The following is a 14,730-nucleotide window of genomic DNA, read 5'->3' on the forward strand; positions in this document are numbered from 1 at the left end:
TTTTAGAAACGATAAATAGTCGTTTTGAAACACAAAAAATCAAGTATAAAATACTAAAGTGCTAGTCATGCATAGTATTTTGGAAACATTAAAAAATAAAAATCTTCCTATGAAAGAAGAAATAAAAGCCTGTAATAGTGTATTAGATTTGATCGGAAATACACCGTTAATCAAACTGAATAAAATTTCAGCTGGTTTAAAAGGTAATTTCTATGCAAAAGTTGAAGCCTTTAACCCAGGCCATTCTACAAAAGACCGTATAGCTTTATATATTATTGAAGAAGCAGAAAAAAGAGGTATTTTAAAACCAGGTGATACTATTATCGAGACTACATCGGGTAATACGGGTTTTAGTTTAGCTATGGTGAGTATTATTAAAGGGTATGAATGTATATTAGCAGTAAGTTCAAAATCATCTTTAGATAAGATTGACATGTTGCGCTCGATGGGTGCGAAAGTATATGTTTGTCCAGCAAACGTTTCTGCAGATGATGATCGTTCTTATTATAATGTAGCAAAAAGACTACACGAAGAAACTAAAGGTTCGGTTTATATCAATCAATATTTCAATGAATTGAATGTTGATGCACATTATAAATCAACAGGTCCGGAAATTTGGGAACAAACAAACGGATTGATTACACATTTAGTAGCTTGTAGTGGGACAGGAGGAACAATTTCTGGAACAGCACGTTATTTAAAAGAAAAAAATCCAAATATTAAAGTATTAGGAGTAGATGCATTTGGATCAGTTTTGAAAAAATTCCACGAAACAAAGGAATTTGACAACGATGAGATTTATCCATATCGTATTGAAGGTTTAGGGAAAAATTTAATTCCTTCAGCTACTGATTTTGATATTATTGATAAATTTATCAAGGTATCAGATGAGCAAAGTGCACATACCACTAGAGAATTAGCTAAGAAAGAAGGATTATTTGTTGGATATACTTCTGGAGCGGCTTTTCAAGCTGTTAAACAATATGCTGAAGAAGGGGAATTTGATGAGAACAGTAATGTAATTATTATATTTCCTGATCACGGTTCGCGTTATATGAGTAAAGTATTTAGTGACGAGTGGATGAGTGAGCAAGGATTTTTTGACTCGGTTAATATGGAAGAAGCTTTGAAAATTGAAATTATCAAGTAAATAATTTTATGATTTAATAGTGATTATTATAACTTTTTAGTATTTCATATATTTTTGAATACGAAAAAGAGGATAATAATAGCAGATCAAATAGATTTTAAAAAGATAAAGCCCGATATTGTATCGGGCTTTATCTTTTTAAAATAGCAATTGAGTACTAATTGGATGGTAATTTACAAAAAATAAAGTATTAAAAAACGTTTTTTAATTCGCCTTTTATAAAGCTTATCGCAATGCTACTCGGTGATTCTACTTCAGTTAGTTCTAACATAATTGCTTCCCTAAGTTTTTCTGCATCAGCAATATCTTCGCGTATAGCATTTCTTCTAATCATTTTAGTAATACCATTTTTGGCTTTTAAAATAATAGTCCAAGTTTCCGCAGTTACATAAATTTGTTGCGTTAAATTATGTTCGTATTCTGTTTGAATATTATGTATCAATAATGTAGCGTAATCTTGTTTATCTGTTCCTATGGGAGCCACACGTAGTAATAATTGAGATGGATTGATGCGTTCTAAAAGTAAAACCATTCGTTCATAAGCTTGCAAGCGAATAGGTAAACCTTGTTTTTGATTTTGTCTTAATAATTCAAATTTGATTTTACTTTCTTCACTATTATAAAATCTTTGCATCATCATATAAGCCACGCCGCCAGTAATTATAGCAGGTAAGGTGTATGCAGCAATTTCTAATAATTTACTTTCAATTGTCATTTTTGGTTTATTTTAGTAGCACAAATTAAGCTCAAAATTTTTAATAATCAAAAATGAATAGCAACTATTTAATAACAATGCTTTTTAAAATTTTTTCGATCCGTGTTCAAAATAAAACGTCTCTTAAAGTTTAAATTAAAACTTGTAATAACCCTATTCAAAGCGTATTTTTGTAGATTAGTTAAAAGTTAATCAGAAAAATGAAGGATATACAGAAATATATTAGCCAATTAAACGAGGCGCAACAATTACCGGTCTTGCAAAAAGATGGGCCAATGATTGTTATTGCAGGTGCGGGTTCTGGAAAAACGCGTGTGCTGACGGTTCGTATTGCTAATTTAATGAGTCAGGGAGTTGATGCTTTTAATATTTTGTCTTTGACATTTACTAACAAAGCAGCACGTGAAATGAAAAAACGTATTGCTGATATTGTAGGAAATAACGAAGCTAAAAACCTTTGGATGGGAACATTTCACTCGGTTTTTGCTAAGATTCTAAGAAGTGAAGCCGATAAATTAGGTTATCCTTCGAACTTTACGATTTATGATTCACAAGATTCATTGCGTTGTATTGGTGGAATCATCAAGGAAATGCAATTGGATAAGGAAATTTACAAACCGAAACAGATTTTAGGTCGAATTTCATCGTACAAAAACTCATTAATTACGGTTAAAGCTTATTTCAATAATCCCGAATTACAAGAAGCGGATGCGATGAGCAAAAAGCCTCGAATGGGAGAAATTTATCAAAATTATGTAGAGCGTTGCTTTAAATCAGGTGCGATGGATTTTGATGATTTATTATTAAAAACTAATGAATTATTGAATCTTTTTCCTGAAGTTTTAGCGAAGTATCAAGATCGTTTTCGTTATATTTTGGTTGATGAGTATCAAGATACCAACCATTCGCAATATTTAATTGTTCGGGCTTTGTCGGATCGATTTCATAACATTTGTGTTGTTGGAGATGATGCCCAAAGTATTTATGCGTTCCGTGGTGCAAACATCAATAACATTTTGAATTTTCAGAAAGATTATGAAAATGTTCAAATGTATCGCTTGGAACAGAATTATCGTTCTTCAAAAAATATTGTGGAAGCGGCGAATAACGTAATTGATAAAAACAAAACTAAGTTAGATAAAATTGTTTGGACCGCAAATCAAGATGGTGCAAAGATAAAAGTACATCGCAGTTTAACAGATGGGGAAGAAGGGCGTTTTGTGGCGGCTACCATTTTTGAAGAAAAAATGCAGAATCAAATGTTAAACGGACAGTTTGCAATTTTATATCGCACCAATGCACAATCACGTGCTATGGAAGATGCTTTGCGTAAACGCGATATTCCTTACCGAATTTATGGTGGTTTATCATTTTATCAGCGTAAAGAAATTAAAGATGTTCTGGCTTATCTTCGATTGGTGATCAATCCTAAAGATGAAGAAGCTTTAGTGCGTGTTATTAATTATCCGGCTAGGGGAATTGGAGATACAACCGTAGAAAAATTAACAGTTGCCGCTAATCATTATAAGCGTTCTATTTTTGAAGTAATGGAACATATTGATAAAATTGATTTAAAACTAAATTCTGGTACGAAAGCCAAACTGAATGATTTCGTGATGATGATTAAGAGTTTTCAAGTAATTAATGAAAATCAAGATGCTTTTTTCTTGACTGAACACGTTACCAAAAAAACAGGATTAGTTCAAGAACTTAAAAAAGACGGAACACCAGAAGGAATTGCTAAAATTGAAAATATCGAAGAACTTTTAAACGGTATTAAAGATTTTACAGAAGGACAAGTTGAAATTGACGGAGCAAGAGGCGCATTAGCCGAATTTATGGAAGATGTTGCTTTGGTTACCGATTTAGATAAAGATACCGGAGATGACGATAGAGTTGCCTTGATGACAATTCACTTGGCGAAAGGATTAGAGTTTCCACATGTATTTGTCGTAGGATTGGAAGAAGATTTATTTCCAAGTGCGATGAGTATGAATACCAGAAGTGAGTTAGAAGAGGAACGTCGCTTGTTTTATGTGGCTTTAACACGTGCAGAACATCAAGCCTACTTGACTTATGCACAATCACGTTATCGTTGGGGAAAACTAGTGGATAGCGAACCTTCTCGATTCATTGAAGAAATTGACGACCAATATTTGGAATATTTGAATCCGGTTGATTCAGGTTATCGTTATAAACCTGTCATGGATATTGATGTTTTTGGTGATATTGATAAATCGAAATTAAGATTAGCTAAACCAAAAATGGGAACGCCACCGGCTAATTTAAAGAGTGACCAACCGAATCCATCGGCAAACGTTAGAAAGTTAAAACCAATGTCGAGTAACTCAAATTCAGGAAGTGCTAATTTGTTTGATTCGAATTTAGCATCAGGAAATATAGTAATGCACGAACGATTTGGGAAAGGACAAATTGTAAATATAGAAGGAATTGGAGCTGATAAAAAAGCAGAAATTAGATTTGATGTTGGCGGATTGAAGAAATTATTGCTTCGTTTTGCAAAATTGGAAGTGATTGGATAAAATCTGAAACTTCAAACAAAATTAACCTGAAACAAAAAATTATGGCAGAATTTATAAAAATATACGAAGACAAACCCAATGAAGCTGCTATTAAAAAAGTAGTTGCTGTGTTGAAAGATGGTGGCATAATTATTTATCCAACCGATACTGTTTATGGTTTTGGCTGTGATATTACGAATTCTCGTGCTTTAGAAAAATTAGCTAAAATCAAAGGAATTAAGTTGGAAAAGGCAAATTTTTCTTTTGTTTGTTCCAGTTTAAGCAATATTTCTGATTATGTGAAGCAAATTGATACAGCTACTTTCAAGATCTTAAAACGTGCTTTGCCTGGACCTTATACTTTTATTTTACCAGGAAATAACGACTTGCCGAAAGAATTCAGAAAGAAAAAAACAGTTGGAATTCGTGTTCCGCAAAACAACATCGCTTTGCAAATTGTAGAAATGTTGGGTAATCCAATTATTTCTACTTCTATTAAAGACGAAGATGATGTAATCGAGTATTCAACCGATCCTGAATTAATTTTCGAAAAGTGGCAAAACAAAGTCGATCTGATCATCGATGGAGGTTATGGTGATAACATAGCTTCAACCATTATAGATTTGACTGGTGATGAGCCCGAAGTAATTCGTGAAGGAAAAGGAAGTTTAGATATATTGTAGATCAACTCTATCTTAATATTTTTTTTTCGCGTTATTTATTATTTAAAATAAAACCTCTGAAATAGATTTTAAATACTAATTTAAAATAGCACCATCTTTATTTTTCCCGAATTTTATTTTCTTTGCAATACTATGAGTCTTTTCATACCATGCTTAAAATTCAATAATCTGTTGCACCAACATTGTAATATAGCACGATTTTATTCTAATAAAAAAACACCTCAATTGCTTGAGGTGTTTTACTATATTGTTGAAATTTAAGTGGATTATTTCCCGCCTAAGTTTTTCATTTCTTTTTCAATCATTTCGTAGAATTGATCAATTTTTGGCATTATGATAATTTTAGTTCTACGGTTTTTTGCTCTGTTAGCTGGTGTATCGTTATCAACTAAAGGCACATATGAACTTCTTCCTGCTGGAATCAATTGTTTTGGGCTTACACCTAAATCATTATGTAAAACTCTTACAATTGAAGTTGCTCTTTTTACAGATAAGTCCCAGTTGTCTAATAAAACTGCATTTTTAACAGGAACATTATCAGTATGACCTTCAACCATACATTCAAAATCTGGCTTGCTGTTAATAACCTTAGCAACTTTAGCTAAAACTCCTTTTGCTTTATCGCTAACTTCATAACTACCCGATTTGAATAATAAGTTATCAGCAATAGAAATCATAATAACTCCTTTTTCAACATTAATGTTAATGTCTGGATCGTCCATACCCACTTCACGCTTTAAGCTAGTAACTAAAGCCAATGTTACACTGTCTTTTTTAGTTAAAGCATCTTGTAAACGAGTGATTCTTAAATCTTTCTCTTTTAAACTTTCTAATGATTTTTCAAGGTTTTCAGCACCTTTCGTAGTAAGCGTAGTTAAATTCCCCATGTTGTTGATTAAATCAGAATTGTTCTTCTTTAAAAAATCAATTTGGTTAGCATACGCTTCTCTCTCTGTTAAGCAAGAGTTTAACTTTACAGTTGCTGTGTTTAATAAATCTTGAATTTCTTTGTTCTTAGTTTCTAATTCCGTGTATTTCTTTTTAGAAACACAAGAAGTTAGCGACATTGAAACAATTGTGATGACTAACAATACTTTTTTCATACTAATAATTATTTTTTACAAAATTAAACAGGAAGTTCAAGGATAGGAAATTTTTATACTTAAACTATTGTTAAAACAATTTAGCAAACTCCTTGCCACTCTTAATAAAATAACGGTAAACGATGCTTTTTATTTTAAAATAATTTGTTTTTTGTATGATATTTCGCTTTTTGTAAAATTTAAGAGTAAGCAAATAAAAAGCATAATGTGCTTTAAGAATTGCCCAGAAATGTCTGAATTTTCCTTTTAAAATAAATTGGAATCCGGCTAAGCCATCTAATATCATTCGCATAATAATCACTGGAACTAACTGATTTTTAGGAAGGTTCTTTAGTAACATTAAAAGTGAATTTCGAAAGTTTAAGAATGTCTTTCTTGGATTTCCTTCATGTAAGGTAGCACCACCAACGTGATAAACCACAGATTGCGGACAATATTTAGTGGTATAATCTAAGTTAAATGCGCGCCAACACAAATCAATTTCTTCTTGATGGGCAAAGAAATCATCATCAAAACCATTAAGCGTTCTAAAAGCTTCTTTTCGAATAAAAAAGCAAGCTCCGGTTGCCCAAAATATTTCTATTTCGTCGTCATATTGGTTTTTATCTGCTTCAACAGTATCAAAAATTCGACCACGACAAAACGGATAACCATATTTATCTATGAAACCACCAGCTCCACCTGCATATTCAAAATGAGTTTTCTTCTTGAAATCAAGTAATTTAGGTTGGATAATTGATGTATTTGGTTCTGTTTCGAATATGTTTAGAATAGGAGGTAACCAATTTTCAGTCACTTCTATATCTGAATTTACTAAAGCATAATATTCCTCTTCTACATTTTTCAATGCTTCATTATAACCTTTTGCAAAACCAAAATTATCAGTATTTTGAATTATTTTTACCGATGGAAATTGCTTTTTAAGGATTTCAATTGAGTTATCAGTTGAAGCATTATCGGCCACATAAACCGTTGCTTCATCCGAATAAGCTACAACTGAAGGTAAAAATTGTTCTAATAATTTAGCACCGTTCCAATTGAGTATAACTACTGCTATTTTTTTTGAATTAATCATATTAAAAATTAGTTTCTTTAAAGATTATTTTTCTATACTCATCGCTATTATTTATCTCTAAAGTCAGTAAACTCTTTAACTCATTTATCTTTCGTGAAGTTTCAGATTTAGGGTATTTCCTAATGAAAGAATTATGAGTATTCAAAATTTCAGGATAAATAATATTATTTTCAAAAGTTGGCGTGTTATCTAGACCAAAAAGAAAATCACTTAAGTAATTAAGGTATCTTTCTTTCGCATTCGACAACAAGGAACTGCTTGGATATTTAGAAATAAATTTTTCCCAAAAAGCAACCCGATTTCCAACCTCTTCAAAAGACACAACGATTCCACCATCGCTAGAATATAGGGACTCTTCCTCTACGGTTTCTTGCTTTATAAAATCTTTATAATCAACCGAAACTATGTTTTTAAATAATTTATAATAGTGGCTTGGAACTGTTCTTAATTCGGTAATTCCTTCGCCGATATACCAGGTTTCAATGTCTACCGATTTAAGTTTTTTGTTGATTAATTTAAAATCTTTTGGTACAACAGCTTTACTATTACTTTCGTGGAATAAATTAATATACTTTTCTATTAGCGGAGATAGAATACCAAAGAGTTCTTCTTCTAGGCGTTTTCTGTTGGTTTTATAATTCTCGTATTTAATATTGTTTGCTACAGAAGCATTTTTATCCAATAAATCGATAATATATTGTTTATTAGTTTTTAAAGAATCACAATATGAATCTAACTGTTCTTGATCTATTCCACTAATAGGAGTTTTTTCGTCTGAATTTAAAAATTTACTAAAAGAAATACTGTGGTTAATTCCATTATATTTATTCTCATCAGTGAAATTTTTATCTTTGTAAGATGATAAAAAAATACTAGCGATTAGTAGTAGTGTTTTATACTTCATAATCCTCTGATCTTGTTTTTCGTATTATTTCTTTCGAAAGAAAAAGTACTAGAAATTTCATCTGTAAAATCTAAAATTAACAATGCTTTTTCTAAATATTCTTTTCTACTTAGTGCATCGGAGCTCATTTTAACTAATAAATTTGATAAAGTTTCCAAATGTTCTTCGGTAAATTTATAGTTTGAAAGATATTTTCTAGCTTCTTCTTCCGAAAGGGTTAAAAATAATTTCAAATCAAATCCGATTTCATCAATCATTTCATTTGTAACTGAATCTGAAGCATTAGTTCCATCTTCAAGCGAATTACTGTTTGCAAATTTATCGAGTAACTTCCGTAAGAAAGCACCCATTTGTTCAATTTGGTCTAAAATTAAATCTCTCTTTACCATAATTAGTTTTTAAAATCAGGAAGTTCTTTTAGAAAAACATATTTTTCATTCTCAAAATCCATTTGGCAAAAATAGTGATTTAAGCCGTTGGTTACCATTAAATATTGGGCTTTTAACTCCAAATTATAACGAGCAATTTGATCAAAAGTGTCTTGTGAAATAGGAACTTCCGGTGCTTTGCATTCAATTAATAAGAATATTTCACCATTGGGTTTAAAAACAATTCCATCATAACGCTTACTTAATCCGTTGACTTTGATTAACTTCTCCACATTAATGTATGATTTTGGATAGTTCCTATCTTGCAATAAATACTGAATCACATGTTGACGCACCCATTCTTCGGGCGTAAGCACAATAAATTTTTTTCTAATTTCATCAAAAATAGACACTTTATTTTCACTATTTTTGAACCGAAAGGAATACGTTGGGAAATTCAACTGTCTCAAGTTTATCGTTTATTGTTTATCGTTTATGGCAAAAATAGAAAAATTCGAGGATTTAGTCACATGGAATTTAGCTAGGGAAATTTGTATTGACTTCGAAAATTTATTCGAAACTACAAATTTAGGCAAAAGATATTCAATGAAAGATCAAATGGACAGAAGTTCAGGTTTTATAATGGACAATATTGCTGAAGGATTTGAAAGAAATGGAAATAGAGAGTTCATTAACTTTTTAAGTTATGCCAAGGGTTCGGCTGGCGAATTAAAATCACAGCTATATCGATATTTAGATAAAAAATTGATTTCTCAACTAGAATTCGATTGTGTTTCTATTAAAGTGGAATTAGTGAAAAACAAAATAGGTGCATTTATGGCGTATTTGAACAATTGTGAAATTAAAGGTTTAAAGTTCGGCAACAAACAATAAACTAATAACCACAAACAATAAACTAAAAAATGGATGAAGTAATTCAAATTACAAAAGATATTAAAGCTGGAAAGATCAAGCCAATTTACTTTTTTATGGGTGAAGAGCCTTATTATATTGATAAATTGACCGATTTTATTCAGGAAAATATCTTGCAAGAACACGAACGCGATTTCAATCAGACTATTATATATGGTCGGGATACCACGATTGAAGAAGTTGTTTCGAATGCAAAACGGTATCCAATGATGGCTGATAGACAAGTAGTTATTGTTAGAGAAGCTCAGGAATTATCTCGATATATTGACAAGTTAGAAGCTTATGTTGAAAATCCTCAACCGACAACTGTTTTGGTTTTTGCGTACAAATATAAAACGTTAGATAGACGTAAAAAGATTACCAAATTATTAGATAAAGTTGGTGTAGTATACGAAAGTAAAAAATTATATGAAAATCAAGTAGGTGAGTGGATTAAGCGCGTTTTGTCTGGTCAAGGTTATTCCATTGAACCTAAGGCTTCTTCTATTTTAGTTGAATTTTTAGGAACAGATTTGTCTAAGATAAGTAATGAATTAGATAAATTGAAGATCATTTTACCCAAAGGTCATACCATATCACCAAAAGATATTGAAGAAAATATCGGGTTCAGTAAAGACTTCAATAACTTTGAATTAAGGAGTGCGCTTGGCGAAAAAAACCAACTCAAATCATATCAAATAGTCGATTATTTTGCGCAAAATCCAAAGGATAATCCCATGGTTGTTACAACTGCAATGGTTTTTGGATTTTTCTCTCAATTGATGCAATATCATGGCTTAAAAGATAAATCAAAACAGAATGTTTCTAAGGAATTAAAAATTAACGCTTTTTTCGTGAAAGATTATGAAGTAGCTGCCCGAAATTATCCGATGAGAAAAGTAAGTGGTATTATTGGAGCTCTTCGAGATATTGACGTAAAGAGTAAAGGTGTTGGTGCCGCTTCAATGACACATCACGATTTATTAAAGGAAATGTTGATTAATATTTTTTATTAAATTTGTATTCAAACGAAACCTTTTATTATTGCTTATATTTGCAATCCTAAATTTTTACTAAAACAAAACGAGAACAAAATGGGAATGAATAAAAATACTGTATTGGCTTGGGCCACCTTTATTATGATACTAATGGGTTTAATCATTATTGGTTTAGGAATTTATCGTTATGATGATGTAGCAGGTTGGGGATTCGCAGCAGTAGGAATTGGGTTTCTTGCTATTGCATGGGTTTTTAATGCCTTAAAAGGAAGGGTTTAAGCAGTAGATTGATAGTTTATTGAAAAAGAATATTTTAAATTAAATTTATATTATGTCAGACGATAAGAAAGTAATTTTCTCAATGCAAAAATTGAGTAAAAGTTATCCAGGAGCCGATAAACAGGTCCTAAAAAACATTTATTTGAGCTTTTTCTATGGTGCAAAAATTGGTATCCTTGGATTAAATGGTTCAGGAAAATCTTCATTATTGAAAATTATTGCTGGAATTGATAAAAATTATCAAGGTGATGTGGTTTTTCAACCTGGTTATACAGTTGGCTATTTAGAGCAAGAACCTCTTTTAGATGAAACTAAAACAGTTATTGAAATTGTTCGTGAAGGTGCAGCTGAAACATTTGCATTATTAGCAGAATTTAATAAAATCAACGATGATTTTGGTTTGCCAGAAGTGTATGAAGACGCTGATAAGATGGAAAAACTAATGGATCGTCAGGCAGAATTACAAGACAAAATTGATGCTTGTGGTGCTTGGGAAATTGATACCAAATTAGAAATTGCAATGGATGCGCTTCGCACGCCAGAAGCAGATACGCCAATTAATGTATTATCAGGTGGAGAAAAGCGTCGTGTGGCTTTATGTCGTTTGTTATTGCAGCAACCAGATGTATTGTTATTAGATGAGCCTACGAATCACTTGGATGCAGAATCGGTGCTTTGGTTAGAACAACATTTAGCACAATATGCAGGAACAGTAATTGCTGTAACGCATGATAGATATTTCTTAGATAATGTAGCCGGTTGGATTTTAGAGTTAGATAGAGGAGAAGGTATTCCTTGGAAAGGGAATTATTCATCTTGGTTAGATCAAAAATCAACTCGTATGGCGCAAGAAGAAAAAGTAGCGTCAAAACGTAGAAAAAACTTAGAACGTGAATTGGATTGGGTTCGTCAAGGTGCAAAAGGCCGTCAAACCAAGCAAAAAGCACGTTTACAAAACTATGATAAGTTATTAAACGAAGATCAAAAAGAATTAGATGAGAAATTAGAAATTTATATTCCTAATGGACCACGTTTAGGAACTAATGTAATTGAAGCTAAAAATGTTGCAAAAGCATTTGGTGATAAATTATTATATGATGATTTAAATTTTGTGTTGCCACAAGCAGGAATTGTTGGAATTATCGGACCAAACGGAGCTGGAAAATCGACCATTTTTAAAATGATAATGGGTGAGCAACAACCAGATGGTGGAACTTTTGAAATTGGTGATACTGTGAAAATTGCTTACGTGGATCAAGCACATTCAAATATTGATGTAAATAAGTCACTTTGGGAAAATTTCTGTGATGGTCAAGAATTGATCATGATGGGTGGAAGACAAGTAAATTCTAGAGCTTATTTATCTCGTTTTAACTTTGGCGGAAGCGATCAAAATAAGAAAGTTGCAACTTTATCAGGTGGTGAAAGAAATAGATTGCACCTTGCGATGACTTTGAAAGAAGAAGGAAACGTATTGCTTTTAGATGAGCCTACGAATGATTTAGATATTAATACATTGCGTGCTTTAGAGGAAGGTTTAGAAAACTTCGCTGGTTGTGCAGTTATTATTTCTCACGACAGATGGTTTTTAGATAGAGTTTGTACGCATATATTAGCTTTTGAAGGAGATTCACAAGTATATTGCTTTGAAGGAAGTTTCTCTGAATACGAAGAAAATAAGCGCAAACGTTTAGGAAAAGACGTTGCTCCAACTCGAATAAAATACAAGAAATTAGTACGTTAAATAATTACAGAAAAAATCCTGATTTAATCAGGATTTTTTTTATATTGTCATGTTCAAAAATCGCACTTAAACTAATGAATTTCTCTAAGCATACTGCTTTATTTATACTCTTTTTTTCTGGTTTCCAACTTGCTTGGGCGCAACAAAATAGTGCTGTTGAAAAAGAAGCAAAAATTTTACTTTCCAAGGGTGGAGAAAGCTTTTTAGCTTTAGACGGAAAAAGATCTTTAAACTACGCCAAACAATCTTTAGAATTATCATTGCGAAACGATGATGATTTGTTAGCTGCAAAAGCTTATAACCTAATTGGCTTAAATTTTGATGAATTTGCAGAATACAGTAAATCAATTGAATACTACGATAAAGGAATAGTAGCCGCTTTAAAAACGGATAATGATACTATTAAATGTTGGTTGTATAACAATCTGGCAAATGTCTATTGTTATCGGAAAATTGATTTCAAAAAAGGGATTGAAAACTATAAAAAAGGTGTAATCTATGCAAAAAGATTAAAAGATCAGTACGAAATTACATTTTCTACCTTAAATATTGGAAGCGCTTATTTTACAGTTGGAGATTACGACACGGGTATAAAATATGTAAATCAAGTTAGAGATTATATTGAAAACGATGATGATATTGAATCTAAAATTTCATTAAATTCCAACCTTGCATTGTATTATAATCACTTAAACGATTATGAAAAAGCAGAAGAACATTATTTAAAAGCTCTTTCTTATGCTGATCAAGGTGATGTAGAGTATATAAAATCTCATATTTCTGTTGTTTATGAAGATTTTTCTAACTTTTATTTAAAATATAAAGATTTTGAAAAAGCCCACAAATATTTAGCAAAACATAATGAGTTAAGAGATGAAATTTACAATGATGATAAATTAAAAGGTGTTAAAGTAGCCGGTTTAGAGCTAGAACATGATGAAATTAATAGAAGAATTGAAGTTATTGAGGCTGAGAAGTTAGCGCATGAACAACGAATTGAGAAAAATAAACAATTTGTAGTTTTATCAGCGATAATCGTCACCACATTATTATTGTTGTTGTTTTCTTTTATTAGAAACAACAGGCTTAAAACATTGGTAAACGCTAAGTTAAAAAAGGCAAATGCTGATTTATTATTTGCCAAAGAAAAAGCAGAAGAAGCGTCAAAGATAAAATCTCAATTTATTTCAACTGTTAGTCATGAACTTCGAACTCCCTTATATGGTGTTGTTGGAATTACTGATATTATTTTAGATGAACATCAAGAACTAAAAGACAGTCCACACTTAAAGTCATTGAAGTTTTCTGCAAAATATTTACTATCCTTAGTAAACGATATTTTAAACGTTTATAAAATTGAAGAAAATCAAGTTGTTTTAGACAATATTGTATTTAACCTTCATGATGAATTAGAAACGATAAAAGATTCACTTCATTTTATCGCGATAAAAAACAATAATAAAATTTTCTTAGAATTCGATTCTACTATTCCAGAAGCAATAATCAGCGATAAAGTACGACTTTCTCAAATTTTTATTAACTTAATAAGTAACGCATTAAAGTTTACTACGAATGGTCATGTTACGATTAAAGCAAATTTAGTTAAGACTCAAGGTACACTTTGTCAAATTAGATTTGAAATAATCGATAATGGAATAGGTATAGCTAAAAAAGATCAGGACAAGGTATTTGATAAATTTGTACAGATTGTTCGTAAAGAAGATGATTATTTAGGAACTGGTTTAGGTTTAACGATTGTAAAAAAGATGGTTGAACTTTTTAATGGAACCATTGAGCTAGAAAGTGAAGAGAATGTTGGAACAAAAATTAGCTTAGTAATTCCTTTTGAAACGGACCAATTTAAAATCAGCGAAATTATTAAAAATATAATTGTAGATGAATCAACGCGAAGAGATTACACAGTTCTTGTTGTAGAGGATAATAAAATTAACCAATTGGTAACGAGAAAACTATTGGAAAACAATCACTTTATTTGTGATATTGTAGACAATGGTTATACGGCATTAGAACTTTTAGAAGAGAAAAGTTATGACGTTATTTTGATGGATATTAATATGCCGAAGATCAATGGATTTGAAACATCAAAACTAATTAGAGAAAAAGGAATTAAAACACCTATTATAGCGGTGACAGCATTTGATAAACAAGAGATTATGGATAAGATCAAAGATGCTAAAATCGATGACGTAATTGTAAAACCATTTGATAGTGGTAAGTTATTTGATGTAATTAAAAAATTCGTTGATAAATAAGAAG

General features: G+C 31.1%; 14 protein-coding genes. 8 read left to right on the forward strand and 6 right to left on the reverse strand.

Annotated elements, in window-relative coordinates:
• The first annotated feature begins 109 nt into the window (after nt 1-109).
• Complete coding sequence (locus ACFSX9_RS02875; RefSeq protein ID WP_379804154.1) at nt 110-1,150, forward strand: PLP-dependent cysteine synthase family protein; 1,041 nt, start codon at nt 110-112, stop codon at nt 1,148-1,150.
• A gap of 190 nt (nt 1,151-1,340) precedes the next feature.
• On the opposite strand, the gene ACFSX9_RS02880 is transcribed toward ACFSX9_RS02875, so the two are convergent.
• Nucleotides 1,341-1,865: a DUF7935 family protein gene (locus tag ACFSX9_RS02880; RefSeq protein ID WP_379804156.1), complete on the reverse strand. Its 525-nt coding sequence runs from the start codon at nt 1,863-1,865 to the stop codon at nt 1,341-1,343.
• Nucleotides 1,866-2,074: 209 nt separating this feature from the next.
• Between ACFSX9_RS02880 and ACFSX9_RS02885 the strand changes: the two genes are divergently transcribed.
• Nucleotides 2,075-4,408, forward strand: a complete 2,334-nt coding sequence (locus ACFSX9_RS02885; RefSeq protein WP_379804658.1) for an ATP-dependent helicase — start codon at nt 2,075-2,077, stop codon at nt 4,406-4,408.
• A gap of 41 nt (nt 4,409-4,449) precedes the next feature.
• Nucleotides 4,450-5,070 (forward strand): L-threonylcarbamoyladenylate synthase, encoded by a 621-nt coding sequence (locus ACFSX9_RS02890; protein WP_379804158.1) that lies wholly within the window; start codon nt 4,450-4,452, stop codon nt 5,068-5,070.
• A gap of 266 nt (nt 5,071-5,336) precedes the next feature.
• Here the strand turns inward: ACFSX9_RS02890 and ACFSX9_RS02895 are convergent, their stop codons facing one another.
• From ACFSX9_RS02895 to ACFSX9_RS02915, 5 genes are all read right to left on the reverse strand, one after another.
• Nucleotides 5,337-6,173 (reverse strand): OmpA/MotB family protein, encoded by an 837-nt coding sequence (locus tag ACFSX9_RS02895; RefSeq protein WP_379804161.1) that lies wholly within the window; start codon nt 6,171-6,173, stop codon nt 5,337-5,339.
• 70 nt (nt 6,174-6,243) lie between these two features.
• Complete coding sequence (locus ACFSX9_RS02900) at nt 6,244-7,248, reverse strand: glycosyltransferase family 2 protein (RefSeq protein ID WP_379804163.1); 1,005 nt, start codon at nt 7,246-7,248, stop codon at nt 6,244-6,246.
• A gap of 1 nt (nt 7,249) precedes the next feature.
• Nucleotides 7,250-8,152: a hypothetical protein gene (locus tag ACFSX9_RS02905; protein ID WP_379804166.1), complete on the reverse strand. Its 903-nt coding sequence runs from the start codon at nt 8,150-8,152 to the stop codon at nt 7,250-7,252.
• Nucleotides 8,149-8,541, reverse strand: a complete 393-nt coding sequence (locus ACFSX9_RS02910; RefSeq protein ID WP_379804169.1) for a hypothetical protein — start codon at nt 8,539-8,541, stop codon at nt 8,149-8,151. Before ACFSX9_RS02910 ends, ACFSX9_RS02905 begins: the two co-directional genes overlap by 4 nt.
• 2 nt (nt 8,542-8,543) lie before the next feature.
• Nucleotides 8,544-8,990 carry a type I restriction enzyme HsdR N-terminal domain-containing protein gene (locus ACFSX9_RS02915; RefSeq protein ID WP_379804171.1) on the reverse strand — a complete coding sequence of 149 codons (447 nt, stop codon included), beginning with the start codon at nt 8,988-8,990 and terminating at the stop codon, nt 8,544-8,546.
• A 25-nt stretch (nt 8,991-9,015) separates the two neighbouring features.
• Here ACFSX9_RS02915 and ACFSX9_RS02920 point away from each other — a divergent pair, with 25 nt between their 5' ends.
• From ACFSX9_RS02920 to ACFSX9_RS02940, 5 genes are all read left to right on the forward strand, one after another.
• A complete protein-coding gene (locus ACFSX9_RS02920; RefSeq protein WP_379804174.1) occupies nt 9,016-9,414 on the forward strand; it encodes a four helix bundle protein in 399 nt (132 codons plus the stop codon).
• Nucleotides 9,415-9,443: 29 nt separating this feature from the next.
• On the forward strand, nt 9,444-10,448 hold the full coding sequence (gene holA, locus ACFSX9_RS02925; protein WP_379804177.1) for a DNA polymerase III subunit delta: 1,005 nt from the start codon (nt 9,444-9,446) through the stop codon (nt 10,446-10,448).
• A gap of 78 nt (nt 10,449-10,526) precedes the next feature.
• Nucleotides 10,527-10,709, forward strand: coding sequence for a CAL67264 family membrane protein (locus ACFSX9_RS02930; protein WP_379804179.1), 183 nt, complete (start codon nt 10,527-10,529; stop codon nt 10,707-10,709).
• A gap of 52 nt (nt 10,710-10,761) precedes the next feature.
• Nucleotides 10,762-12,453 carry an energy-dependent translational throttle protein EttA gene (ettA, locus tag ACFSX9_RS02935; RefSeq protein ID WP_379804181.1) on the forward strand — a complete coding sequence of 564 codons (1,692 nt, stop codon included), beginning with the start codon at nt 10,762-10,764 and terminating at the stop codon, nt 12,451-12,453.
• 74 nt (nt 12,454-12,527) lie between these two features.
• Nucleotides 12,528-14,726: an ATP-binding response regulator gene (locus ACFSX9_RS02940; RefSeq protein WP_379804183.1), complete on the forward strand. Its 2,199-nt coding sequence runs from the start codon at nt 12,528-12,530 to the stop codon at nt 14,724-14,726.
• Nucleotides 14,727-14,730 lie beyond the last annotated feature (4 nt).

The organism is Flavobacterium ardleyense (assembly GCF_042686085.1).
Taxonomy (GTDB): domain Bacteria; phylum Bacteroidota; class Bacteroidia; order Flavobacteriales; family Flavobacteriaceae; genus Flavobacterium; species Flavobacterium ardleyense.

Coding starts and splice junctions, on each gene's coding strand:
- ACFSX9_RS02875 (WP_379804154.1), top strand. CDS start 110: ATGAAAGAAGAAATAAAAGCCTGTAATAGTGTATTAGATTTGATCGGA.
- ACFSX9_RS02880 (WP_379804156.1), bottom strand. CDS start 1,865: ATGACAATTGAAAGTAAATTATTAGAAATTGCTGCATACACCTTACCT.
- ACFSX9_RS02890 (WP_379804158.1), top strand. CDS start 4,450: ATGGCAGAATTTATAAAAATATACGAAGACAAACCCAATGAAGCTGCT.
- ACFSX9_RS02895 (WP_379804161.1), bottom strand. CDS start 6,173: ATGAAAAAAGTATTGTTAGTCATCACAATTGTTTCAATGTCGCTAACT.
- ACFSX9_RS02900 (WP_379804163.1), bottom strand. CDS start 7,248: ATGATTAATTCAAAAAAAATAGCAGTAGTTATACTCAATTGGAACGGT.
- ACFSX9_RS02905 (WP_379804166.1), bottom strand. CDS start 8,152: ATGAAGTATAAAACACTACTACTAATCGCTAGTATTTTTTTATCATCT.
- ACFSX9_RS02910 (WP_379804169.1), bottom strand. CDS start 8,541: ATGGTAAAGAGAGATTTAATTTTAGACCAAATTGAACAAATGGGTGCT.
- ACFSX9_RS02920 (WP_379804174.1), top strand. CDS start 9,016: ATGGCAAAAATAGAAAAATTCGAGGATTTAGTCACATGGAATTTAGCT.
- holA (WP_379804177.1), top strand. CDS start 9,444: ATGGATGAAGTAATTCAAATTACAAAAGATATTAAAGCTGGAAAGATC.
- ACFSX9_RS02930 (WP_379804179.1), top strand. CDS start 10,527: ATGGGAATGAATAAAAATACTGTATTGGCTTGGGCCACCTTTATTATG.
- ettA (WP_379804181.1), top strand. CDS start 10,762: ATGTCAGACGATAAGAAAGTAATTTTCTCAATGCAAAAATTGAGTAAA.
- ACFSX9_RS02940 (WP_379804183.1), top strand. CDS start 12,528: ATGAATTTCTCTAAGCATACTGCTTTATTTATACTCTTTTTTTCTGGT.